Origin of the sequence: Solimonas sp. SE-A11, assembly GCF_030345715.1 — a bacterium.
In the GTDB taxonomy this organism is placed as follows: Bacteria; Pseudomonadota; Gammaproteobacteria; order Nevskiales; family Nevskiaceae; genus Solimonas_A.
In genome coordinates this window covers 104,769-128,979 of record NZ_JAUASX010000009.1, presented here as the reverse complement: position 1 = coordinate 128,979, position 24,211 = coordinate 104,769, and the positions used below count along the sequence as shown (strand labels likewise).

The 24,211-nt window shown below is 66.1% G+C and carries 19 protein-coding genes and 2 tRNA genes; 10 read left to right on the top strand and 11 right to left on the bottom strand.

Features of this window, described 5'->3' with window-relative positions; all coding sequences use genetic code 11:
- Positions 1-4: 4 nt before the first annotated feature.
- The 8 genes from rseP to rpsB all read right to left on the bottom strand — a co-directional run bounded on the left by rseP (position 5) and on the right by rpsB (position 7,809).
- A complete protein-coding gene (gene rseP, locus QT386_RS12125; protein ID WP_289274030.1) occupies positions 5-1,360 on the bottom strand; it encodes an RIP metalloprotease RseP in 1,356 nt (451 codons plus the stop codon).
- Positions 1,353-2,552, bottom strand: a complete 1,200-nt coding sequence (gene dxr, locus QT386_RS12120) for a 1-deoxy-D-xylulose-5-phosphate reductoisomerase (RefSeq protein ID WP_289274029.1) — start codon at positions 2,550-2,552, stop codon at positions 1,353-1,355. Before dxr ends, rseP begins: the two co-directional genes overlap by 8 nt.
- Before the next feature lie 267 nt (positions 2,553-2,819).
- Entirely contained in the window at positions 2,820-3,641 is an 822-nt protein-coding gene (locus QT386_RS12115; RefSeq protein ID WP_289274028.1) for a phosphatidate cytidylyltransferase, read from the bottom strand.
- 88 nt (positions 3,642-3,729) lie between these two features.
- A complete protein-coding gene (uppS, locus tag QT386_RS12110) occupies positions 3,730-4,449 on the bottom strand; it encodes a polyprenyl diphosphate synthase (RefSeq protein WP_301334278.1) in 720 nt (239 codons plus the stop codon).
- Between the two features lie 35 nt (positions 4,450-4,484).
- Positions 4,485-5,042 carry a ribosome recycling factor gene (gene frr / locus QT386_RS12105; protein ID WP_289274026.1) on the bottom strand — a complete coding sequence of 186 codons (558 nt, stop codon included), beginning with the start codon at positions 5,040-5,042 and terminating at the stop codon, positions 4,485-4,487.
- Positions 5,043-5,071: 29 nt separating this feature from the next.
- Positions 5,072-5,797, bottom strand: coding sequence for a UMP kinase (pyrH, locus tag QT386_RS12100; protein WP_301334277.1), 726 nt, complete (start codon positions 5,795-5,797; stop codon positions 5,072-5,074).
- 95 nt (positions 5,798-5,892) lie between these two features.
- A complete protein-coding gene (gene tsf / locus QT386_RS12095; protein WP_289274024.1) occupies positions 5,893-6,942 on the bottom strand; it encodes a translation elongation factor Ts in 1,050 nt (349 codons plus the stop codon).
- A gap of 27 nt (positions 6,943-6,969) precedes the next feature.
- Complete coding sequence (gene rpsB, locus QT386_RS12090) at positions 6,970-7,809, bottom strand: 30S ribosomal protein S2 (protein WP_289274023.1); 840 nt, start codon at positions 7,807-7,809, stop codon at positions 6,970-6,972.
- A 161-nt stretch (positions 7,810-7,970) separates the two neighbouring features.
- On the opposite strand from rpsB, the gene map reads away from it, so the two are divergent.
- The 5 genes from map to QT386_RS12065 all read left to right on the top strand — a co-directional run bounded on the left by map (position 7,971) and on the right by QT386_RS12065 (position 14,647).
- Positions 7,971-8,750 (top strand): type I methionyl aminopeptidase, encoded by a 780-nt coding sequence (gene map, locus QT386_RS12085; RefSeq protein ID WP_289274022.1) that lies wholly within the window; start codon positions 7,971-7,973, stop codon positions 8,748-8,750.
- 235 nt (positions 8,751-8,985) lie between these two features.
- Positions 8,986-11,664 carry a [protein-PII] uridylyltransferase gene (glnD, locus tag QT386_RS12080; protein WP_289274021.1) on the top strand — a complete coding sequence of 893 codons (2,679 nt, stop codon included), beginning with the start codon at positions 8,986-8,988 and terminating at the stop codon, positions 11,662-11,664.
- Between the two features lie 34 nt (positions 11,665-11,698).
- Positions 11,699-12,520, top strand: a complete 822-nt coding sequence (dapD, locus tag QT386_RS12075; RefSeq protein WP_289274020.1) for a 2,3,4,5-tetrahydropyridine-2,6-dicarboxylate N-succinyltransferase — start codon at positions 11,699-11,701, stop codon at positions 12,518-12,520.
- Positions 12,521-12,527: 7 nt separating this feature from the next.
- The gene (gene dapE / locus QT386_RS12070; protein WP_289274019.1) at positions 12,528-13,661 is read left to right on the top strand and encodes a succinyl-diaminopimelate desuccinylase; all 1,134 of its coding nucleotides are present in this window, start codon (positions 12,528-12,530) and stop codon (positions 13,659-13,661) included.
- Positions 13,658-14,647 carry an alpha/beta fold hydrolase gene (locus QT386_RS12065; protein ID WP_289274018.1) on the top strand — a complete coding sequence of 330 codons (990 nt, stop codon included), beginning with the start codon at positions 13,658-13,660 and terminating at the stop codon, positions 14,645-14,647. Before dapE ends, QT386_RS12065 begins: the two co-directional genes overlap by 4 nt.
- A 95-nt stretch (positions 14,648-14,742) precedes the next feature.
- On the opposite strand, the gene QT386_RS12060 is transcribed toward QT386_RS12065, so the two are convergent.
- Entirely contained in the window at positions 14,743-15,756 is a 1,014-nt protein-coding gene (locus tag QT386_RS12060) for a class I fructose-bisphosphate aldolase (RefSeq protein WP_289274017.1), read from the bottom strand.
- 551 nt (positions 15,757-16,307) lie between these two features.
- Positions 16,308-16,395, bottom strand: a tRNA-Ser gene (locus tag QT386_RS12055).
- A 101-nt stretch (positions 16,396-16,496) separates the two neighbouring features.
- Here QT386_RS12055 and QT386_RS12050 point away from each other — a divergent pair.
- The 4 genes from QT386_RS12050 to QT386_RS12035 all read left to right on the top strand — a co-directional run bounded on the left by QT386_RS12050 (position 16,497) and on the right by QT386_RS12035 (position 21,709).
- Positions 16,497-18,722 carry an ATP-binding protein gene (locus QT386_RS12050; RefSeq protein ID WP_289274016.1) on the top strand — a complete coding sequence of 742 codons (2,226 nt, stop codon included), beginning with the start codon at positions 16,497-16,499 and terminating at the stop codon, positions 18,720-18,722.
- On the top strand, positions 18,719-20,923 hold the full coding sequence (locus tag QT386_RS12045) for a hypothetical protein (protein ID WP_289274015.1): 2,205 nt from the start codon (positions 18,719-18,721) through the stop codon (positions 20,921-20,923). Before QT386_RS12050 ends, QT386_RS12045 begins: the two co-directional genes overlap by 4 nt.
- The gene (locus QT386_RS12040) at positions 20,920-21,567 is read left to right on the top strand and encodes a response regulator transcription factor (RefSeq protein ID WP_289274014.1); all 648 of its coding nucleotides are present in this window, start codon (positions 20,920-20,922) and stop codon (positions 21,565-21,567) included. Before QT386_RS12045 ends, QT386_RS12040 begins: the two co-directional genes overlap by 4 nt.
- 66 nt (positions 21,568-21,633) lie before the next feature.
- Positions 21,634-21,709, top strand: a tRNA-Thr gene (locus tag QT386_RS12035).
- 251 nt (positions 21,710-21,960) lie between these two features.
- Here the strand turns inward: QT386_RS12035 and QT386_RS12030 are convergent.
- On the bottom strand, positions 21,961-22,941 hold the full coding sequence (locus QT386_RS12030) for a site-specific integrase (RefSeq protein ID WP_289274013.1): 981 nt from the start codon (positions 22,939-22,941) through the stop codon (positions 21,961-21,963).
- Between the two features lie 303 nt (positions 22,942-23,244).
- Between QT386_RS12030 and QT386_RS12025 the strand changes: the two genes are divergently transcribed.
- A complete protein-coding gene (locus QT386_RS12025; protein WP_289274012.1) occupies positions 23,245-24,147 on the top strand; it encodes a hypothetical protein in 903 nt (300 codons plus the stop codon).
- Positions 24,148-24,211 lie beyond the last annotated feature (64 nt).

Sequence of the window (24,211 nt, the reverse complement as noted above, 5' to 3'; positions counted from 1 at the left end):
CAGTTCAATTCAGCAGGCGCATCACATCGTTGTAGAACGCCAACCCCATCAACATCACCAGGAAGGTCAGGCCCACTCGCTGGCCCGCCTCCTGTGCCCTCTCGGACAGCGGCGATCCCTTGATCGCCTCGATCCCGTAAAACAGCAGGTGCCCGCCATCGAGCAGCGGCACCGGCAGCAGATTGAGCACGCCAAGGCTGACGCTCACCACCGCCAGGAAGCTCAGGAAGGATACGAGACCGACCTGGGCAGAGTACCCGGCCACCTGGGCGATCTGGATGGGACCGCTGACGTTCTTTACCGACACGTCGCCGAGCACCATGCGCCACAGCATTTTCAGCGTCAGCGCGGACATGCGCCAGGTTTGCTCGACGGCACCCGGCACGGCCTCAAGGGGTCCGCGCCGGCTTTCGGCGCGCAAATCCTGCCACAGATCGGGGGAGGCTGCTATCTCCACGCCGATGCGCCCGATGACCCGCCCACCCTCTTCGACACGGGTGACGATCGCCGGCAGCTCCAGGGTCTCGGAACCGCGGTGCACGCCGACCTTGACTACCTGTTCGGGCCGGGCACTGAGCCAGGCGATCATCTGCTTGCGGTCGGAAATCGGCTGGCCATCGAGGCTGACGATATGATCCCCGGCCTTGAGGCCGGCAGCCTCGGCCGAACCACCGGGGACCAGCCGCGCCACGACTGGCGGGATCGGCGGCTCGTAAGGCTCCAGGCCCAAGTCGGCGAACACGTATTCCGGATCCACCCGCACCTGGCCCAGGTCGAGCTGGACGCTGCGCTGGCTGCCGTCCGCGGCCTGGACCCGCAGCGGCAGAATGCCGCCGCCCAGGGCCTGGTCCAGCAGTTCGGTGCGCAGATCGATCCAGGTGGGGGTCGCCTCGCCATCCACCTCGATGACCTGTTCACCCTCCCGCAGGCCGGCCAGGGCCGCAGCGGACTTCTCGGCCGGGGCGGCGATCATTGGCTTGATGCTCTGGATGCCCAGCATCAGGACCAGCCAATAGAAGGCGATGGCCAGCAGGAAATTGAAGACCGGCCCTGCCGCCACGATCAGGAAGCGCTTCCCCACCGTGGCGTTGTTGAAGGCCTGCCCGCGCAGCTCCGCCGGAACGGGGCCTTCGCGCTCGTCGAGCATCTTGACGTAGCCACCCAGCGGGATGGCGGACAGGGTCCATTCCACGCCGTCGCGGGAGGTACGGCTCCAGATGCGACGGCCGAAGCCGATCGAGAAGCGCAGCACCTTGACGCCGCAGCGGCGCGCCACCCAGTAGTGGCCAAACTCATGGAAGGCGACCAGGATGCCGATCGCCAGGATGAACCCGCCAATTGACCAGACGATATCAGGCATGCCGCAGGCTCCGGCCACGTTCCGCAACGGCCGTCTCGGCCAAGCCGCGGGCCCAGGCGTCCAGCGCCAGGATGCCCTCCAGGTCGTCTCCGGCCTGTCGGCCGACGGCGGCGTCCATCACCTCTTCGATCACTGCGGGGATCCCCGGATAGTTCAGCCGATGCTGCAGGAACGCTTCGACAGCGACTTCGTTCGCCGCGTTCAATGCATTCGGCAGCGCCCCGCCCTGCTTCAGCGCGAAGCGTGCCAGGCGCAGGCAGGGAAAGCGGCGTTCGTCGGGGGCCTCGAAGCGGAAGCGCCCCAGGGCGGCCAAGTCCAGCCCGCCGACACCGGACTCCCAGCGCTCCGGCCAGGCCAGGGCATGGGCGATCGGCACGCGCATGTCGGGCTGGCCCAGCTGGGCCAGCATGGAGCCGTCCACGTACTCGACGATCGAGTGGATCGCGCTTTCCGGGTGGATCACCACCTCCAGCCGTTCGGCTGGCAGGCGGTACAGCACGGCGGCCTCGATCAGCTCCAGGCCCTTGTTCATCATGGTGGCCGAGTCCACCGAAATCTTCTGGCCCATCACCCAGTTGGGATGGCGTACGGCCTGCTGTGGCGTCACGGCATCCAGCTCCGCCAGCGGGGTCTCGCGGAACGGCCCGCCCGAGGCGGTCAGGATCAGCCGGCTGACACCCCTGGGCGTCTCGCCGCAGCGCGCCGGCGCCGGCAGGCACTGGAAGATGGCGTTGTGCTCGGAGTCGATCGGGATCAGGGACGCGCCGTGGCGGGCTGCCTCGGCCATCAGCAGGGCCCCGGCCATCACCAGCGGTTCCTTGTTGGCGATCAGCACGCGCTTGCCGGCACGCACCGCAGCCAGGGTCGGCAGCAGGCCGGCGGCGCCGACGATGGCGGACATCACCTGGCCCGCCTCGGGGTGGGCGGCCAGTTCACAAATGGCTTCGGCACCAGCCGCAACCTCGCAGGCCAAGCCAGCCTCGCGGCAGAGGCCGCGCAGGCGCTCGGCGGCAACGGGGTCGGCCAGCACGGCGAAGCGGGGCCGATGCTGGCGGCAGAGCTCGAACAGGCCCTCGGCATCGCGTTGGGCGGAGAGCCCCAGGACCTGCAGCTTGTCGGCATGGCGTGCCGCAACGTCCAGCGTGTTGCGCCCGATCGTGCCGGTGGCGCCCAGGACGACCAGGTTTTGCATCCTAGGACCTGCTAACGCCATGAACGTCGCTGTGACGGAGACCGTTTTGGCGCAGGGCTATGTCCCGGCGCGCGCGGTGTACTGAACGTACATGAGCGGGGTGGGACGACGCCATGCGCCAAAACAGTCCCGCCCTCCGGGTGCCACCAGAGTTTTCGCCACGTTGTGTTACTCGTCGGTTGCTGGGGCCCACCCAACGCCCTCCTCGCGCCTTGCCTGGCGAAAAATCTGGTGGCATCACAGCGACGTTCATGGCGTTAGCAGGTCCTAGAGTCCCGTCAGGTAGAGGCCCAGCACCATCACCGGCGCCGCGGCGAGGATGCTGTCGACGCGGTCGAGGATGCCGCCATGGCCGGGCAGGATGTTGCCGCTGTCCTTGATGCCGGCGACGCGCTTGAACATCGACTCGGTGAGGTCGCCTATGATGGAGGCAACGGCGACCACCAGGGTCAGTCCGAGCAGCAGCGCGACCTGGGCGCCCTCGGCCTTGAAGACATGCACACCTGCCGTCAGCGCCCAGACCGCGGTCGCCAGCAGGCCGCCCGCGGCGCCCTCCACGGTCTTGCCGGGAGAGATGTTCGGTGCCAGCTTGTGCCTGCCGAAAGCCCGGCCGGCGAAATAGGCGCCGGTATCCGCGATGAACACGATGAACAGCGAGTAGCCCAGCTTCCATACGCCCCCCGGCAGGCCGTGCAGATAGGCCAGCGACAGCAGGGTAGAAACGGTCAGCAGCAGGCCCAGCAGGGCCATCGGCAGGCCGGAGGTCTGCTGCTTGCCGAGGTTGCCTGGGAACCCGCGGAACAGGCTGACCGCGTAGATCCACCAGAGCACCGCCGCGGCCAGCAGCCAGGGCAGCAGGGCGTCACGTCCCGGTACCAGCCAGGCCAGGGCCAGCAGCAGGCCGCAGACCACGGTATAGGCCCAGCGCCGGGCCTTGGCCGCCCAGCCCATCAGGCCCGTCCACTCCCAGGCCATCAGCAGGCCTACCAGGGCCAGCACGCCATAAAGACCGGATGTGGGTGCGTACCAGACCAGCGCCAGCAGCAGCGGCAGCAGGACGAGAGCAGTGGCGACGCGCTGGGCGAGCATGGCGGGCGGTGTTCGGGGGCGTCGGGAATAAGGTGGGCGCGCGGCGCGATGCCGCAGTTTGTCACTTAAGACAGGAAACTACTACGGTTCAGGCGGACTCCGGCACGCGTCCGAAACGGCGCTCGCGCCCGGCATACCAGTCCAGCGCCTGCCGGAACTCGGCCTCGCCGAAATCCGGCCACAGCACATCGCTGAAATACAGCTCGGTATAGGCCAGCTGCCACAGCAGGAAATTGCTGATGCGCTGCTCGCCGCCGGTACGGATCATCAGGTCCGGCTCGGGCAGGCCGGCGGTCTGCAGCCGCGCCTCGATGCCCTCGGCGGTGATCGGCTCGCCGGCTGCCGCCAAGGCCTGGGCGGCCTGCACGATGTCCCACTGCCCGCCGTAGCCCACCGCGATCGACAGCTTCACGCCGGTGTTGGCGGCGGTGAGGGCCTCGGCCCGCCGCATCTCCCCCTGCAGCAGCTCAGGGAAGCTGCCGCGGTCGCCGATGAAGCGGATGCGCACACCGTTGCGATGCATGGCATCGAGCTCGCGTCCCAGGGTGCGCACGAACAGCTGCAGCAGCAGCTTCACCTCGAGTTCCGGCCGCTTCCAGTTCTCCTGGGAGAACGCGAACAAGGTCAGCGCCTCGACGCCTGAGATGTGGGCGGCGCGCAGGATGCGACGCACCACCTTGACTCCGGCGCGGTGCCCCATGGCACGCGGCTGTCCGCGCTGCTGCGCCCAGCGCCCATTGCCGTCCATGACGATGGCGACATGCCGGGGCAAGGGCTCCTGCGGCAACGGGGGGGCGTCTCGAGTCATGGAACCGGGGAAGTCAGGCAATCCGGAAGACCGGATTACATCGACATCAGTTCCTTTTCCTTGGCGGCGCCCGCTTCGTCGACCTTGGCGACGAACTGGTCGGTCAGCTTCTGGATCTCGGTCTCGCCGCGCTTGACGTCGTCGGCGGTGATCTTCTTGGCCTTTTCCTGGTCCTTGATCGCCTGGTTGGCGTCGCGGCGCACGTTGCGGATCGCCACCTTGGCGCCCTCGGCCTCGGTCTTCACCACCTTGGCCAGATCGCGGCGGCGCTCCTCGGTCAGGGGCGGCATGTTGATGCGGATGGTCTGGCCGGCGGTGTTCGGGTTCAGGCCCAGGTCCGAGGTCATGATCGCCTTCTCGATCGCCGCGACCATGGGCTTCTCCCAGGGCGTGATGGTGATCGTGCGGGCGTCTTCCACCACCACGCTGGCGACCTGCGAGAGCGGCACCGGGGAACCGTAGTAGTCGACGCGGACATGGTCGAGGATCGCGGCACTGGCGCGGCCGGTGCGCAGCTTGGCCAGTTCGGTCTTCAGCGTGTCCAGGCACTTCTGCATGCGCTGGCTGGCGTCGTTCTTGATTTCGGTGGTCATCGCGGTCTCCCGGGTTTCTTTGTCTGGTTTCAGGCGTCGACGTAGGTGCCGATGCTGCGGTCGCCCATGACGATATTCATCAGCGCACCGGGACGGTCCATGTCGTAGACGCAGAGTTTCATCTTGTTGTCGCGGCACAGCACCATGGCGGTCTGATCCATCACACCCAGGCGGCGGTTCAGGGCCTCTTCATAGGTTACTGTGTCGTACTTCTTGGCCGACGGGTCCTTCTTGGGGTCGGCGGTGTAGATGCCATCGACCTTGGTGGCCTTCAGCAGCAGGTCCGCGCCGATCTCGACGGCGCGTAGGGCGGCGGCGGAGTCGGTGGTGAAGAAGGGATTGCCGGTGCCTGCGGCAAACACCACGACGCGGCCCTTTTCCAGGTGGCGCATGGCCTTGCGGCGGATGAAGTCCTCGCAGACCTCGTTGATGCGGATGGCAGATTGCACGCGCGCCTGCAGGCCAGTGGTGCGCTCGATGGCGTCCTGCAGGGCCAGGGCGTTGATCACCGTGGCCAACATGCCCATCTGGTCGCCCGTGATGCGATCCATGCCGGCCTTCGCCAGGGGCTCGCCGCGGAAGATGTTGCCGCCGCCGACGACCAGGGCCACCTGCACCCCGGCCTCGACCACGGCCTTGATTTCATTGGCCAGGAAGGCGGTTACCGGGGGGGCGATGCCGAAACCCAGTTCGCCCATCAGGGCTTCGCCAGACAGTTTCAGCAAGATTCTCTTGTACGCGGGCTGAGCGGACATGGGCAGGCTCTATCTGTCGGATTTTACTGATTTTATATAAAAAGAGACCCCGTTGCCGGGGTCTCGTTCACAACTGTTACCGATTTTAGCGCAAATCAGGCGGTGAGGCTGGCCTGGGTCGCGGCGACTTCGGCGGCGAAGTCTTCCTTCTTCTTCTCGATGCCCTCGCCTACGGCGTAGCGGACGAAGCGGGCCACGGCAGCCTTCTTGTCGGCCAGGATCTTCTCGACCGACTCGCCGTTGGGCGCCTTGACGAACGGCTGGCCCAGCAGGGTCAGCTCGGCCTTGAACTTGGCGACCTTGCCATCGACCATCTTGGCCAGGATCTCGGCCGGCTTGGGCTTGAAGCCGCCGCCGAACTTCTTCTTGACCGCCGCGTACTCGTCGTCCCAGGCCTTCTTGTCCTCGTCGGACAGGCCGGCGTAGTGCCCATTCTGCTTCTCGCCGTCCATTTCCTTCAGCGCGGCGCCGTACTTCTCGGCATCGGCCTTGGCGTCGATCTGCTCCTGGGCGACGGTGGCGTCGATCACCTTGCGCTCGGCCTCGATCACCTCGGCCGGGATCTCGCTGGCGCTCAGGTAGCGCGGGGCCATGGCGGCGGTGTGCATCGCCAGGTCCTTGGCCAGCTCGGCCTCGCCCTTGTCCAGGGCCAGGGCCACGGCGATCTTGTCACCCGGGTGCACGTAGGTGACGAGGTCGGCACCGGCCTTGGAGACGATCTCGAAGCGGCGCAGCGTGATGTTCTCGCCGATCTTGGCGATCAGACCACGGCGCTTCTGGTCGACGGTCTCGCCGCCGGCCGACAGCTGGCCGAGGGCTTCGACGTCGGCCGGGCGGTGCTTGAGCACCAGCTCGGCGGCCTCGCGGGCCAGGGCGCGGAAGTCCTCGCCCTTGGCCACGAAGTCGGTCTCGCTGTTCAGCTCGAGCAGGACCACGGTGTCGTCCGACTTGGCCAGGGCGATGACGCCCTCGGCGGCGGTGCGGGCGGCCTTCTTGTCAGCCTTGGCGGCGCCATCGAGGCGCAGCTTCTCGGCGGCGGCGTCGATGTTGCCCTCGGTGGCTTCCAGGGCCTTCTTGCAATCGGACATGCCGGCGCCGGTGCGCTCGCGCAGTTCCTTGACCTGGGCAGCAGTAATCTGCGTCATGGGTGGTCTCTTGAGGGGGTCTACGGCTTACTCGCCGGCCTGGGTCGCGCCGCCACGGCCACGGCCGCCACGGCCACGGCCGCCGTCACGGTCGCCGGAGCCGGGCTTGCGCGGGCCACGCGGCTTCTTCGGGGCCGAACGATCTTCGGTCACTTCCGGCGGGGCTTCGCGGAACGGGATCGGGTTGGCGCCGCGGGCCTCGATGATGGCTTCGGCCACGCACTGGGTGTAGACGCGGATGGCGCGAGTGGCGTCGTCGTTGCCCGGGATCACGCACTCGATGCCCGAGGGGTCATTGTTGGTGTCGACCACGGCGATGACCGGAATGCCGAGCTTGCGGGCTTCGGCCACGGCGTTCTTCTCGTAGCCGGTGTCGATGATGAACAGGCCGTCCGGCAGGGTCGGCATTTCCTTGATGCCGCCCAGCGACTTGCGCAGCTTCTCGAGCTCGCGCTGGAAGGTCAGCTGCTCCTTCTTGGTCAGGCGGTTGATGGTGCCGTCCTCGACGGACTTTTCCATCTCGACCAGGCGCTTGATGGAGGCCTTGACGGTCTTGAAGTTGGTCAGCGTGCCGCCCAGCCAGCGCTGGGAGACGAACGGCATGCCGCAGCGCTTGGCCTCTTCCTCGATGGCCTCGCGGGCAGCGCGCTTGGTGCCGACGAACAGGATGCGGCCACCGTTGGCGGCCAGCTTGCCGGCGAAGTTGCAGGCGTCCTTGAGCAGCGGCAGGGTCTGCTCGAGATTGATGATGTGGATGCGGCTACGCTCGCCGAAAATGAACTCGTCCATTTTCGGGTTCCAGTAACGGGTACGGTGGCCGAAATGAACGCCGGCCTCCAGCAGCTGGCGCATGGTGATGCTAGACATGTACTTCTCCTTGGGTTTGGCTAATCGCGCCCGGTGAAGGCTCACCCAAGTGGGCGCGAGTGGATTTTCAGAGGCGCTACAATAGATTGCGTTGCCTTTGAAGGGCGCGCTTTATACCATAACCCCCCTTTGATTTCAAAGATTTCCGGTAGCCAGCCCCCATGGGCGTCACCATAAAGTCCCTCGCAGAACAGCAGAAGATGCGCGAAGCCGGCTTGGCCGCTGCGCAGGTCCTGCAGATGATCGCCCCCTACGTGAAGCCCGGCGTCAGCACCGACGAGCTCAACAGGATCTGTCACGACCACATCGTCAAGGCCGGCGACGTCCCCGCCCCGCTGGGCTACGGCGCCGCCCCCGGCCGGCCGCCGTTCCCCAAGTCGGTATGCACGTCGGTCAACCACGTGGTCTGCCACGGCATCCCCGGGCCCAAGGTCCTGAAGAAGGGCGACGTGGTCAACATCGACGTCACCGTGATCAAGGACGGCTTCCACGGCGATACCAGCCAGATGTTCTATGTCGGCGAGCCCAGCATCCTGGCGCGCCGCCTGGCCGAGACCGCCCACGAGGCCATGATCGAGGGCATCAAGCTGGTGCGCCCCGGCGCCCGCCTGGGCGACATCGGCCACGTCATCCAGAAGTACGCCGAGGCTCGCGGCTTCTCGATCGTGCGCGAGTACTGCGGCCACGGCATCGGCCGGATTTTCCACGAGGATCCCCAGGTGTTGCACTACGGCAAGCCGGGCACCGGCATGGAACTGGTGCCGGGCATGACCTTCACCATCGAGCCCATGGTCAACGCCGGCCGGGCCGAGGTGAAGCTGCTGCCGGACGGCTGGACCGTGGTCACCAAGGACCACTCGCTGTCGGCCCAGTGGGAGCACACCGTGCTGGTGACCGAGTCCGGTTTCGAGGTGTTGACCCTGCGCGGGGGAGAGATGTGATGGGTATGCAGGCAAAGCTCTCCGACACGCTTCTGCAGTGCTCTGAGCCCCCCTCTGCCCACCGTCCGCCCGGCAACTGGATCCTGCGTTGCCCTACCTCGGGCATCCATGCCCTCGTCCGCGGACGGTCCTCCCCTCTCCCGCAAGGGGCGAGGGGCTATGGACTTGCTCGGCAACTGCGTCCTGCGTTGCCCTATCTCGGGCATCCATGCCCTCGTCCGCGAGGATCACGCTAATGGGTGCGGAGTTCGACCTGGCTGACGAAGACGCGTCCGCCATCTTCAGTGCCCCCCGCATCCGCTCGCGCCTGGCACAGGGGGCCTCCCCCGTCGCCGCCTTCCGGGAGACCCTGAAGTGGGGCCGCGAGCGGCTCTACACCCTGTTCCACGAGGGCACTCCGGCCGACGCCCTGGTGCATGCCCGCGCCCACTTGGTGGACGAGGTATTGCGGACCGCCTGGCAGAAATTCCTGCCGGAACTGACCGACGGCCTGGCCCTGGTGGCGGTGGGCGGCTACGGCCGCAGCGAGCTGCTGCCGCATTCGGACATCGACATCCTGCTGCTGCATTCCGGCGAGTCGCTGGAGCAGCACCGCAAGGCACTGGAGCAGATGACCGCCTTCGCCTGGGACATCGGCCTGGAAGTCGGCCAGAGCGTGCGTACGGTGCAGGAATGCGTCGACGAGGCAGCCAAGGACATCACGGTGATGACCAACCTGCTGGAAGCGCGCATGCTGACCGGCGACACCGGCCTTTACCAGCAGATGCAGCAGGCGCTGACGCCGGATCGCGTCTGGCCTGTGAAGGAATTCTTCGAGGCCAAGAAGGCCGAGCAGGCGGCGCGTTACCGCAAGTACGACGACACCGGCTACAAGCTGGAACCCAACGTCAAGGAAAGCCCCGGCGGACTGCGCGACATCCACACGATCGGCTGGGTCGCCAAGCGCCATTTCAACGCCCAGACCCTGGCGGAACTGCGCGAGCACGGATTCCTCAACAAGCAGGAAAGCGACGAGCTGTTCGCCGGGCAGGATTTCCTGTGGCGGGTGCGCTTCGCCCTGCACATGATCACCAACCGCCGCGAGGACCGCCTGCTGTTCGATCACCAGATCAAGGTGGCGGCGCTATTCGGCTACGAGGACAACGACAAGAACCGTGCGGTCGAGCAGTTCATGCAGTTGTACTACCGAACGATCAAGTCGCTGTCCTGCCTCAACGACATGCTGCTGCAGCTGTTCGACGAGGCGATTCTGACCCCGGATGCCGGCGAGCCGGAAGTGCTGAACCCCCGCTTCCAGGTGCGCAACGGCACCATCGAAGCGCGCGACGACGACGTCTTCCGCAAGCAGCCCTGGGCCCTGCTGGAGATCTTCCGCCTGCTGCAGGAACACCCGAAGATCGCCGGCATCCGGGCGCAGACGCTGCGCATGATCATGCGCGACGGCCGCCTGATCGACGACACGGTGCGCAACGACGTGCGCGCCCGCGCGATCTTCATCGACATGTTCCGCGAGGGCCGCGGGCTGACGCGCAACCTGCGCCGCATGAACCGCTACGGCGTGCTCGGCCGCTACCTGCCCTCCTTCGGCAAGATCGTGGGCCTGATGCAGTACGACCTGTTCCACACCCTGACCGTGGACGAGCACGTGCTCTACGTGCTGCGCAACGCCCGCCGCTTCGCGATGGGGCGCTTCCAGCACGAGCTGCCGTTCGCCAACGAGGTGTTCACGCGCATCGCCAAGCCCGAGCTGCTGTACCTGGGCGCGTTCTGGCACGACATGGCCAAGGGCCGCGGCGGCGATCATTCGCAGCTGGGCGCCGAGGAAGCCAAGCAGTTCTGCCTCGACCACGGCCTGTCGCATGCCGATGCGGCGGTGGTGGCCTGGCTGGTGGAAAACCACCTGATGATGTCGCTGACCGCGCAGAAGCAGGACGTGCAGGACCCCGACGTGGTCGCCGCGTTCTGCCGCAAGGTCGTCGATCGCGATCGCCTGGACTACCTGCTGCTGCTGACCTGCGCCGACATCCGCGGCACCAACCCGGCGCTGTGGAATTCCTGGCGCGAATCACTGCTGAAGGATCTCTACAACTCGGCCGCCCGCGCGCTGGAGCGCGGCCTGGACGACCCCGTGGCGCCGGAGGAACGCGTGGCCGAGACTTGCGCCCGCGCCCTGAAGCTGCTGACCGAGCGCGGCGTCGACACCCAGCCGGCCGCCAAGGTCTGGCAGCGCTTCGATCGCGACTACTTCCTGCGGCATTCGCCGGAGGAGCTGGCCTGGCACCTGCCGGCGATCGTGGCGGCCAGGGAGGCCGACCTGCCCCTGGTATTGGTGGAAACCCTCAGCGACCGCGGCGCCACGGTCTTCGTCTACACGCGCGACCGCGACCACCTGTTCGGCCTGTCGGCCGGCGTGCTGGCGCGCCTGGGCCTGAACATTCTCGACGCACGCCTGCACACCACCAACGACGGCTTCGTGCTGGATTCCTATGCGGTGATGGAGAGCGACAACACGCCGATCCAGCCGGGCATCCGCTTCGAGGAGATCCGCAACGCCCTGCGCAAGGTGCTGAGCGATCCGGAGATGTCGACCGTGGAGGTCAACCGCCGCGTGTCGCAGCGCCTGCGCCACTTCAACACGCCGACGCACATCCACTTCAGCCAGGACGAGGCGCGCCGCCGCACGATCATGGAACTGGTGGCCGCCGACCAGCCCGGCCTGCTGTCCATGGTGGGCCGCGTGTTCCAGAAGCGCGGCATCCTGCTGGACGCCGCCAAGATCGGCACCATCGGCGAGCGCGCCGAGGACGTCTTCTACATCACCGACCGCATGCACCGGCCGATCCGCGACGAGCGCGTGCTGGACGACCTGCGTGAGGTGCTGACCCGCACCCTGGATCGCACGGACGCAGCCTGATTTTCCTTTTCACTTTTTTCGCCCTGACAGAATCATGAGCAACCAAGAACTCAAGAGCCGTATCGAAGCCGCCTGGGAGGCCCGCGACGGCCTCAACAAGAGCGACGCCGCCCTGCGAAACGACGTGCAGACCGCCATCGAGCTGCTGGACAGCGGCCAGGCCCGCGTAGCCGAGCCCACCGGCAACTCCCAGTGGCAGGTCAACGAGTGGCTGAAGAAGGCGGTGCTGCTGTACTTCCGCCTGCACGACAACGTCGTGATCCCCATGGGCGAGCACCAGGGCTTCGACAAGGTGCCGCTCAAGTACAGCGGCTGGAAGCAGGAGCAGTTCGCCAAGGCCGGCGTACGCGTGGTGCCGCCGGCGGCCGTGCGCAAGGGCGCCTACGTGGCCCCCGGCGCGATCCTGATGCCGTCCTACGTCAACATCGGCGCCCATGTCGGCGCCGGCACCATGGTGGACACCTGGGCCACCGTGGGCTCCTGCGCGCAGATCGGCAGCAATGTGCATCTCTCCGGCGGCGTCGGCATCGGCGGCGTGCTGGAGCCGCTGCAGGCCTCGCCGACCATCATCGAGGACGACTGCTTCATCGGCGCCCGCTCGGAAGTGGTCGAAGGCGTGGTGGTGGAACGCGGCGCGGTGATCTCGATGGGCGTGTTCATCGGCCAGTCGACGCCGATCTACGACCGCGAGGCCGACCAGATCCTCTACGGCCGCGTGCCGGCCGGCAGCGTGGTGGTGGCGGGCTCCCTGCCCAAGGGCGAGCGCTACAGCCTGAACTGCGCCGTGATCGTGAAGCGCGTGGATGAGCAGACCCGCAAGAAGGTCGGCATCAACGCCCTGCTGCGCGACCTGTAAGCCGACCATGGCAGACGGTGCCTCGCCGGTCCTGGGCCTGCTGCAGCAGCTGATCTCCCGACGCTCGCTGACGCCGGACGATGCCGGCTGCTGCGAGCTGATCGGCGAAAGGCTGAAGAAGCTCGGCTTCACGCTGGAGTACATCGACGCCGGCGGCGTGACCAACCTCTGGGCCACGGTCGGTAGCGGCGGGCCGCTGATGATCCTGGCCGGCCACACCGACGTGGTGCCGACCGGGCCGCTGGACCAATGGACCAGCGACCCGTTCCAGCCGCAGGTCCGCGACGGCCTGCTCTACGGCCGCGGCGCCGCCGACATGAAGTCCGGCATCGCCGCGATGGTCTGCGCCACCGAGCGGCTGATGGCGCGCCGCTCGCTGCGTGGCACCCTGGCCTACCTGATCACCAGCGACGAGGAAGGCGTGGCCCGGTACGGCACACGCCACGTGGTGGAGGCGCTCAAGGCCCGTGGGGTTAAGCCGGACTACGCCATCGTCGGCGAAGCCTCCAGCAACGAGAAGCTGGGCGACCGTATCGTCATTGGCCGCCGCGGCTCGCTCAACGGCATCCTCACGGTGCTGGGCAAGCAGGGCCACGTCGCCTACCCGCACAAGGTCGAGAACCCGATCCACCGCCTCGCTCCGGCGCTGGCCGAGCTGGTCGCCACCGCCTGGGACGCCGGCAACGCGCACTTCCCGCCGACCTCCTTCCAGGTCTCGAACATCCATGCCGGCACCGGTGCCAACAACGTGGTGCCGGGTGAATGCCAGGTGGTGTTCAACTTCCGCTATTGCACCGAATCCACCGCAACCTCGCTGCGCGAGCGCGTGGAGGCAACGCTGCAGCGCCAGGGCCTGCGCTACAAGCTGGACTGGCAGCTGTCCGGCGAGCCTTTCCTGACCCGCCAGGGTGGACTGATTGGAGCCGCCGAGGCCGCCATCAGGGCCGTCACCGGCCTCAAGCCGGAGCTGTTCACCGGCGGCGGCACCTCGGACGCCCGCTTCATCTCGCCTTGGGGTGCGGAAGTGGTGGAGATCGGCCCCATCAACGACAGCATCCACAAGATCAACGAACACGTCCGCGTCGCCGACCTCGAGCCGCTGTCGGCGATCTACGAGAAGGTGCTGGAGCAGTTGCTGTGAGCGAAGCGGGCTTCCGCCCGCCGTTGCTGCTGCGCCACGCGCAGTTACAGTCGATCCTGGCCACCAAGAGCCCCCGGCGCAAGCTGTGGCTCAAGCGCGGCAGCCTGATGGAATCGGAGGGGGTGCGTCACGAGCTGGATTGCGGCGACGGCGTGCGCCTGGCAGGCTTCCACTCGCGCCAGCCGGAGGGCCAAGCCTCGCGCGGCCTGGCCCTGCTGATCCACGGCTGGGAAGGCAGCCACGAGTCTTCCTACCTTTACTCGATGGCCTGCACGCTATACGGCGCGGGCTACAACGTCTTCCGCCTCAACCTGCGCGATCACGGCGGCACGCACCACCTGAATCGAGAGCCCTTCCACTCGGCACGCATCGACGAGGTGCTGGGTGCGGCGCGGGCGGCGCAGCAGATCGACGGCGACGAGCGCCTGTTCGTGGTGGGCTTCTCGCTGGGCGGCAACTTCGCCCTGCGCGTCGGCCTCCACGGCCCCGCTATCGGCCTGCAGCTCCGGCTGTCGGTGGGCGTCTCGCCGGCGATCCACCCGGGCTCGACGCTGGATGCGATCGAGTCCGGCCCGCTGATGTTCCGCTGGTACTTCATGGACAAATGGCGCAAGACCCTGCGCGCCAAGAAGGCGGCCTGGCCGGAACACGACTTCTCGGCCTTCGACGGCGTCCGCAGCTTCACCGAGTCCACCCGGCGCTTCGTCGCCGGCTTCACCGGCTACCCGTCGATGGACGATTACCTGGCGGCGTATACGCTGACGCCGGAGATGCTGATGGCCTCGCCCAGCCCACTGGCGGTGCTGACCGCCAAGGACGATCCGGTGATCCCCTATCGCTACTTCGAGGGCCTGCGCACGGAAGGCTCGTTGCGCGCCTTCCTGGCGACCGAGCATGGCGGACACTGCGGGTTCATCGAGGATCTGCGGATGACCAGTTGGGCGGAGGCGCGGGTGCTGGAGTTGCTGGAGGCGGCCGGCGCTTGACCGCGCACGAAAGCAACCCGACGCGCCTTCTCCCACGGCCGTCGCCCCCAACGGAAAAGGCCGCCCGAAGGCGGCCTTTTCCGTTCAGCGACCGCTTAGGCGGACTTTTCCAGCGCCGCGCTCCACTGACCCAGGGCAGCCAGGCCGTTCATCTTGGCGCGGTGCAGGTGGGCCTTGCGGCCGGCGTCGGCATTGGTGCCACCCCAGGCCTTCAGTGCGGCGGCCTGCAGGGCGCGGCCGTAGGAGAAGGTGAGCTTCCAGGGGTTGGGGCCGAGCTTGTTCATCTCGTCCAGGTGGGCGGTGGCATCCTCGTCGGACTGGCCGCCCGACAGGAAGGCGATGCCCGGCACGGCGGACGGCACGTGGCGCTTCAAGGTGCGCAGCGTGGCGACGGCCACGGCCTTGCGGTCGGCCTGCACGGAGCACTTCTTGCCCGAGATGACCATGTTGGGCTTGAGCACCATGCCCTCGAGCAGCACGCGCTGCTTGCCGAGTTCGTCGAACACGGCGGCCAGGGTGCGGTTGGTGACGTCCTCGCAGACCTCGATGGTGTTGTCGGCGTCCATCAGCACTTCCGGCTCGACGATGGGCACGATGCCGGCTTCCTGGCACAGGGCGGCATAGCGGGCCAGCGCATGGGCGTTGGTGTGGATGCAGTAATCGGACGGGATGCCGTTGCCGATGGTGATGACCGCGCGCCACTTGGCGAAGCGGGCACCGGCCTCGTGGTACTTGGCCAGGCGCTCGCGCAGGCCGTCGAGACCTTCGGTCACCAGCTCGCCGGGGGCACCGACCAGGTCCTTGGCACCCTTGTCGACCTTGATGCCCGGGATCACGCCCTTGGACTGCAGCAGCTTGGAGAACGGCGTGCCGTCCAGAGCCTTCTGGAACAGGGTTTCCTCGAACAGGATCACGCCGCTGGTGTGCTGCTCGAAGCCGGCGGTGGTGAACAGCATGTCGCGGTAGGCCTGGCGGTTGGCCTCGGTGTTCTCGACCTTGATGCTGTTGAAACGCTTCTCGATGGTACCGGTGGACTCGTCGGCGGCCAGCAGGCCCTTGCCGTCGGCCACCATGGCCAGCGCGATCTGGTTGAGGGTTTTCTCGTTCATGTAATCAAAAGCTCCGCTAGGTTCTGGGGCGTTTAAAAAGAGCCGGACATCAGGTCAGGAATGCTGTAGGGCGCGCAATTTTAAGGAAACAGGCCGCCAAATTCAGCTATGGGGCGTGAAGTTGGGCACGAAAATCTAAAAAATGGCGGCCTTTTGGGCCGCTTGGCTACCACCTTCCGCAGAGGATCTTGGAGAGGAGAGAGGGATGGCTCGGCGCCTGCGGCGACTCGGAGCCACGCCCCGCGGCCTTTCAGGCCGCGCTCCTCGCGCTACCGCGCAAGGCCCAAACCCTTCTCAGCCTGGCCCGGGGGTTCGAATCCTCCGTTCCCTTTCCGGGCTTTACCGCTCAATCCTCATGTCACTTAACTTTGGCGGAGAGAGAGGGATAGCTCGTTACCCTACGGGCAACTCGGGGCTGACGCCCCGCGTCCTGTCGGCCGCGCAGCCCCGCGCTGTCGCGCGAGGCACAAACCCTGCGTTGTTTGTCCGGGGGTTCGAATCCTCCGTTCCCTTTCCGGGCTTTACCGCTCAATCCTTATGTCACTTAACTTTGGCGGAGAGAGAGGGATTCGAACCCCCGGACGGTTGCCCGTCAGCGGTTTTCAAGACCGCCGCAATAGACCACTCTGCCATCTCTCCAAGTGAATGGCATTTTACCTACAAATCCTTGGCCCTGACCGTTTTTTTACTACCATTAAGGGGGTGCGGCAGCCGTTTCGCTGCCGCTAAGCTTCCCGATCATGAACCTCCACCTGCCCCACTCCGCTCCCGCCCGCTGGCTCACGGCGCTCGGCGTCGTGGCGGCGGCGGCCGGCGCGGCGGTGCTGGCACTGGCACTGGCACAGCCTTCGCTGGGGCTGGAACTGGGCGCGGCCGATACCCCCGAAGCACCGCCCAGGGTCGCGCAGGCGCATGCCGGCGGCAGCGTGATGGCGGTGCTGGCGGGCCTCGGCGATGCCGATGGCCAGCTCCTGGAACTGCGCAGCGACGACCTGGCCCCCGAGCCGGACACCACCTTCCCGGCCTATCCGGACTACAACCGCTTCCTGCAGCGCCAGGGCGAGATCGCCGCGCTGCTGCAGGCCCCGCAAGTCACCCTCTACGGCACCGAGGGCGCACTGCAGACGCTGGCCCCCACGCCCCGCGCGCTGGAGCAGTTGTCCTGGCAGTTCTGGCTGCAGTTGGTCGTCTCGGTGGCGGGCCTGGTGGTCGGCGGGCTGGTCTGGATCTTCCGCCAGCAGGATCCGGCCAGCCGCTACTTCGCGCTGACCGGTGTCGGTCTGTATCTCAGTGCCGGCAGCGCGGCGGTCTACAGCACGCGCGAGCTGGCCCTGGCGACGGAGCTGTTCAGGGCGCTGCACCTGGCCAACGGCCTGGGCAGCATGCTGTTCTGCGGCGCCTTCGTTGCCGTGCTGCTGCACTACCCCACGCGGCTGACGCGGCTGAGCCTGGGCCCGATGCTGGTGAGCCTGTACCTGCTGCTGTGGGCGGCCAGCATGGTCCAGCTGTTCGACGGCTTCGACACCGCATTGCGTGTGCCGGTGCTGCTGGGCTTCATGGCGACCATGGCACTGGCGGCCTGGCAATGGCTGCGTGTAAGGCAGGACCTGGTGCTGCGCGCCGCCTTCCAGTGGTTCCTGTTCGCCTGGTTCATCGGCAGCGGCCTGTTCCTGATGCTGGTCTTTGTGCCGGCGCTGCTGGGCCGCGACACCGGTAGTGCCCAGGCGCCGTCCTTCGCGCTGTTCCTGCTGATCTATCTCGGCATTGCCTTCGGTATCGCCCGCTACCGCCTGTTCGACCTGGGCCTCTGGTGGTTCCGCGCCTGGGTCACGGTGATCAGCGTCGGCAGCCTGGTAGCACTGGACCTGGCCCTGATCGCGGTGCTGCACGTGGATCGCGCGCTGGCCCTCACGGTCAGCCTGGTGGCGGTCGGATCCCTGTACCTGCCGCTGCATGCCTGGCTGTGGCGACGCCTCACCGGCAACGAGCAGCGCCGCGATCCCGTTGCCGTGATCCAGGACATGGTGCTGTCGGCCAACCGTGGTCCGGCGGAAGCCTGGACCGACACCCTGCGTGGCCTGTTCCAGCCGCTGCAGGTGGAACGCCTGGCCCAGTCGCCCACGCAACATCGCCTGGCCGATGACGGCTTGAGCCTGGAACTGCCGGCCGACCGGCTGCTGCCGGCGCTGCGCCTGCGCTATGCCGGCAATGGCCGGCGGCTTTTCTCCCCGCACGACGTAAAGACGGTGCGCACCCTGCAGATGCTGTGCGGCCGGATCTTCGCCTACGGCGAAGCCACCCGCATGGGCATGGAGCAGGAACGCCAGCGCATTGCCCGGGATATGCACGACAGCCTGGGTGGACGACTGCTGACACTGCTACATCTGGCACCGGAGACACTGCAGCCGCAAATCCGCGAGGCGCTGGACGACATGCGCCTGACCGTGAACTGCCTGAGCAGCGGGGGCGCCTCCTTGGAGGAGGCGTTGGGCCAGTGGCGCGCGGAAGTGGATGAGCGCTGCGATTCGGCCCAGGTACAGCTGCGCTGGCAGCAGCCCGAGCAGGACCTGGACCTGCAACTGGAACCGGAGACGCTGTTGCACCTGCAACGCCTGCTACGCGAGCTGGTCAGCAATGCCCTGCGCCACGCCAGCCCGACGGTCCTGCAGGTACGCTTCGTCCTGGGCGGCAATACACTGTCCTTCAGTGTGGAAAATGACGGCTGCCGGCTACCGCCGGCTACCTGGAAATCCGGTGTCGGCCTCAAGAGCATCCGCTACCGGGTCGAGACGCTTGGCGGCCACGTCAGCTGCCAGGAGCCGCTGCCGGGCAGCGTGCGCCAGACCTGCGTGCTGCCGCTGATGCCTGCCCCGTCCGAAACGGCCGCGGCGGAGTCAGTGCCGTCCGCGGCAGCGATGCCGGAGTCCGCGGACCTGCCGAAGCAGCCGCTGGGCAGTCCTTCATGAGCCTGTACTTCCCGGATCGCGACACCGACAGCCGCGCCCTGCCACGGCAGTTGCCGCGTCACCTGTTGTTGTCGGCCGCCGTGCTGCTGCTGGCGCTGGTTTCGCTGCTGCTGAGCCTGCAGCTGGCCACGCGCCAGCCCTGGCTGGGCATGGGTCTGGTTGCCTCGCAGGACGGCGGCGGCCTGATCGTGGAAAGCGTGGCCGCCAATGGCCCCGAAGCGGAACTGCGCTACCGGGGCGCGCACCTGCTGGCACTGCGTGGCGGCGACGGCCGGGTGCTGCGCCTGCAGGCCGACGATCTGGTCGAGGAGCCGGATTACTTCAACGCCTATGCCGATTACCAGGCCTTCTTCGACCGGCAAGACGAGATCTACCGCCTGCTGCTGGACCCTCAGCTGGAGGCTCTCGGCTCCGATGGTCGTTGGGAGCCGCTGCCGCGGGCCGCGAACCGCGCGCTTTCCGACCTGCCGAGCCTGTTCTGGCTGCAGTTGCTGTTCGCCGTGGCCGCCCTCAGCGCTGGCGCGGTCGTGGTGGCGATCCGCCCCCAGCGCGAGGCCCTGTGGTACCTGGCGACCAGCCTGGCGCTGTCGCTGACCTGCGCCACGGCGGCGGTCTACAGCACACGCGAACTGGCGCTCGACGGCCAGCTTTTCCACCTGCTGTCGATGCTCAACCACTTGGGCGGACTGCTGTTCCCGGCCTGCGCCATGGGCATGCTCTGGCACTACCCGCAGGCACTGGGGCGCCGGCAGGCTGCCTGGCTCTTCCCCGCTGCCGCGGTACTGATCTGGGGCCTGCACGCAATGCAGTGGCTGGGCAACCACGATCTCGGCTTCCGGCTGCCGGTGATGCTCGGCATGGCCGGATTCTGCTGGCTGGCCTGGAGCCAGTGGCAACGCTCGGCGCTCTACCCGGCGGATCGGGCAGCCCTGAAGTGGTTCCTGTTCTCCTGGGTGACCGGCAGCGGCCTGTTCATCGTGGCCCTGCTGATGCCGCTGATGCTGGGTCTGGGCCCGCTGATCCCGCAGGGCTACCTGTTCGGCCTGCTGCTGCCCTGCTATCTCTGCATGCCGTTGGGGCTGACGCGCTACCGGCTGTTCGACCTCGATCGCTGGTGGTTCGAGGCCTGGGCCTTGTTTGCTGCAGTCTGCTCGGTGCTGATCCTGGACGGCGTGTTGATGCATTTCGCCGGCCAGTCCGCGCAGTTGGCACTGGTCCTGTCGTTGGCGGCCACCGGCTGGCTTTACTACCCGCTGCGCCGCCTGGCCTGGCAGCGGCGCCAGCGCGAGCGCCAGGGATCCCGAATCGAGCGCTACACGCAAGCCTCCGCCCTGATGCTGACGCTGGCGCCGGACACCATACCCATCCATTTCTGGAAGAAGCTTCTGCAGACCGCCTTTGCGCCGCAGCAGATACGTGCGGCTGGTGAGACCGTGTCCACCATCGCACTGCTGGATGAAGGCAACGTACTGGCTCTGCCGGCTACACCGGGCACCGAGAGCCTGCTGCTGTTTGGTGCCGAGGGTGGCCGGCGCCTGTTCGACCCTGACGATCTCAAGACCGCCCAGACCCTGTCGGGGCTGTTCGGCCAGGCGATGGCAGCGCGTGACGCCTATGCGAGGGGCGCCGAGGAGGAACGCGGACGCCTGCGCCGCGAGCTGCACGAAGACCTGGGCGCGCGCCTGCTCAACCGGATGCACAGCACCGCCGACAGCGACGAAGCCGCCAGCAGCCGCGTGCTGCTGGAGGAGGTACGGTCGCTGATCGATCTGCTGGATCACCGCGAGTTCCACCTTGACGAGTGCCTCAACGAATGGCGTGCACAGTTCGAGGAACATTGCGACGCCGCCGGCATCGACTGCCGCGTGGCCATGCCGGCGGCGGTACCGCCGCTGTGCCTGAGCGTGGTCGAACGCAACTACCCGGCTCGCATCCTGCGCGAGGCGGTCAGCAACGCCCTGCGGCATTCGCGGCCCACCGAGCTCTCGCTGGCGATCGGTATCGCAGGCCATGACCTGGTGTTCGTATTCGAGCACGACGGCCTGACCCACCCGGTTGCGGGGTGGCGTCCCTCGCGAGGAATTCGCAATATCGACATGCGGGTGCAGGACCTCAAGGGCAGCCTCCAGTGGCAGCAGCTGTCCCCCGCCCGGCTCCGCATGGAGTTGCGGTTCGCGTTGACTGATGGAGACTCCAATTGAAGACCGGACTTGTGGTTGAGGATCTGCCGGCACCGGCCCAGTGGCTCGCGGCCGTGCTGGAGGAGTCCTTTGCCGGGATCCGCGTGGACGTCGCCTCCAGCCTGGCCGAAGCCCGTGCGATCCTGGAAAAACGCAGCCCCGACATTGCCTTGATCGATCTCGGCCTGCCGGACGGCTCCGGGGTGGACCTGATCCGCGACATCTCGCAATCGCAGCCACACTGCCAGTGCGTCGTCACCACGATCTACGCCGATGACCGCCATCTGTTCCCGGCCCTGCGCTCCGGCGCGTCCGGCTACCTGCTGAAGGACCAGCCCAAGGAACGCGTGGTCTCCGCGCTGCGCGGCATCGCCTCCGGCGAGCCGCCGCTGTCGCCGGTCATCGCCCAGCGCCTGTTGCGCGTCTTCGGCCAGGACCAGGCGGAGACCGCCGCCCAGGACAACCCCCTGTCCAGCCGCGAACGCGAGGCCCTGGTGCTGATCGCCAAGGGCTACAAGCTGCCCGAGGTGGCCGAACAGCTCGGCGTCACGCGCAACACCGCGGCCGGCTTCATCAAGTCGATCTACCGCAAGCTCAACATCTCCAGCAGGGCCGAGGCGACCCTGGAAGCGGCCCGCATGGGGCTGGTCAGCACGCGCTTCTGAGAACGTCCGGGCTCGCTGATTGTTTGCGGTAGGGGCTTGCGCCTATAATCCGCGCCCTTCTACCACGCCGAAATAGCTCAGTCGGTAGAGCGACTGATTCGTAATCAGTAGGTCGCAGGTTCGATTCCTGTTTTCGGCACCAGTTCTACAGAAGTAGGGTCATCCCAGCGGGGTGACTCTACTGTTCTGTCCCGTACTCCCAAGGGACAGAACTACGCGGTATTGGGAGAGCCCACCATCGCATAGCTCCGTCAAGTTAGCCGGCTTGTTCCCATCAAGCCGGCTTCTTTTTGGGTGTACGTGTGACAAAAGCTCCAGAAATCCTATCCAGTGATAGAACTCCGTCACATCCTAAATTAGTCCTGAACTCAACAATATGCAAGCCGATCCTATCTAGCGGCTGAGCAAGGTTGGGCTGAGCCGGAGCATAGGAGTTGGGACGTGAAGCCCCGTGAGCAGCGTCCTCATTTGAGAAATATCCGGGTGTACATATGCCAGCGTGGTCCGTATGTCGGTATGACCCAAAAACTGCTGTAAGACCTTGATATTAGTAGGCGCGCTTTCCGCGACCTGAGTGGCAAAGGTATGGCGCATCCGGTGGGCGGAGACCCTGACCCCGACGTTCTTGGTCAGCAGTTTGAAGAACCGATCAAGCTGCCACCGGCTCATGTCCCGCTTCTCGGCACCGCGGATAAACAGGTTGCAGTTGAATATCTGCCCCCCTTCCAGATAGGAGGTCCCAGCCGCTTCCCCCGTTTTCTTGCGCAGGACCAACAGCAACTGCACGACCTCGGGTTCCAGGGGCACCTCCCATTCCCGGCGCGTCTTGCTCGTCTCCGCACGCAGCCGCAGCGTCCCCTGCAGCGGCATTGAGCGCGTATCGACCCTGAAGTCGCTCCAGCGCAGCCCGATTGCCTGCTTTCGGCGCAGCGCGGTCGTGTAGAACACCGACAGTACCGTTTTCCAGAACCAGGGGAGGGCAATTACGCTAGGACGGTCCAGAAAAGCAAATGCCTGTTCAAGATCTCCAGTTTCCACGGTTTTCTTGCGCTGCTGAGCTACAGGCACGCTGGTGACGTCCGCCAGGGGATCCACCTCGATATCGCCCTTGGCCAAGCCATGGTTCAAGAGCACCCTCAGATGCCTGCGGTAGTTGTTCCAGGTCGAGATCGATGCTCGATCCAATACCTTGTCGCGCCAATCCAGCAGCACGTCCGGATTCAGGTCGTCCAGGCCCGTGACTTTCACGTCGCGCCGGAGAAGTCGTACTACCAGCCGCACCTGGTACTGCATTTCTGGGCTCGGACGCCGATAGCGGACGTAGCGGTCCGCCAGCTGCTCCAGCGTCATCACCTTTCGGTACTGCGTTTCCATCGTGACACCCTCCAAGCTTCTTTTGTTTGGGGGGCGGCACAATACTCCTGACGCATATCTTTGTCGGCATTCGCCTACATCGCCGAGATCTCGACTCAGCCGTCAGGGCTATCGGAGTGGATCGCGGGCACCCAACCTGACGAGTGAATCAGGTTCAAATTATCTCCCAGGTTATTTACGGGACTATCAAAGTGGGGGCATCTTGCTGCCGCGAGTAGGTCCACACTGAGTGGCGCATCAGTCCGATGCGTATTACTTCTTTGTGGAGGCGTTATGACCGTTGATTGCACCAAGGCACTTGTGATGAACGAGGCCTACGACACGCGCAATACCGTATCGGCATTCCTAAAGATACTGGAGATCGACAGAACTACATTCGAGCAATACCAAAACGACGCGAGCATCCAATTTTTGGACATCGTCAGCGTCGATTACGACTCATTCAACCAGAAGCGCGAAACCTTAAAGCAGAAGATGCTTGAAGCAGGATTCTCGTCGCACTCGCACACGAGCATCGTTCGCACACTGAGCCCGGAAGCAGCGCGCGCATACTCGCAATGCGTTTCGGAACAGACTAAGGGACTAATCGCAGCTTGGGTCAGTGCGGTCGCCGGGAGCATCGTATCCGTGACGGTGAAGACCGGGTTCGGAGGGCACGCGAATATTGAGTATAAAGTGGACGGCGCAGAGCCTAAGAACCACGCAAGTCTCACATACAACCTCTCGGCTGGCGGCATCGAGATCCTGCAGTTCGACGTGAAGGACAAAAAGGACTTCATGATCACTATCAATGCCCGAGAAACCAACATCGACATGAAGGATGGCGTATCGCTGACGCTAGAAGGATTGAAGCGATGGACGCGAAAAGTCGACACTCAGACACTGAGCACTACGATTCGAGTTGGCGCAGGATGCCACGGCAGTAGCAGCGGATGCCAGATCAACGTATCGGGCACGATCGTTGCCCCGACCGACTGGTACCTCCTGCCGGGAACGGTGCGAAGGACGGACCGCAAAATTCTGGGCGGCCCTGGCGTGCGTGATTGGGGGCTCAGCAAAGACGTGGCGACGTACAACGATCAAGCGTACAGAATCGACCTCTATCCCTTCAGCGTCGATGGCAACAGTGGGCACGCCCAGGGCATCGAGGAGATCACGTATGTTTGTGATGCCCGCCGCGAATACTTCGTGATGGAGTACGAGTAAGGCCGGCAAATTTCTCACATGTGAGGCACGACGAAGGGCGGCCTCCCGGCCGCCCTTCCCGTGC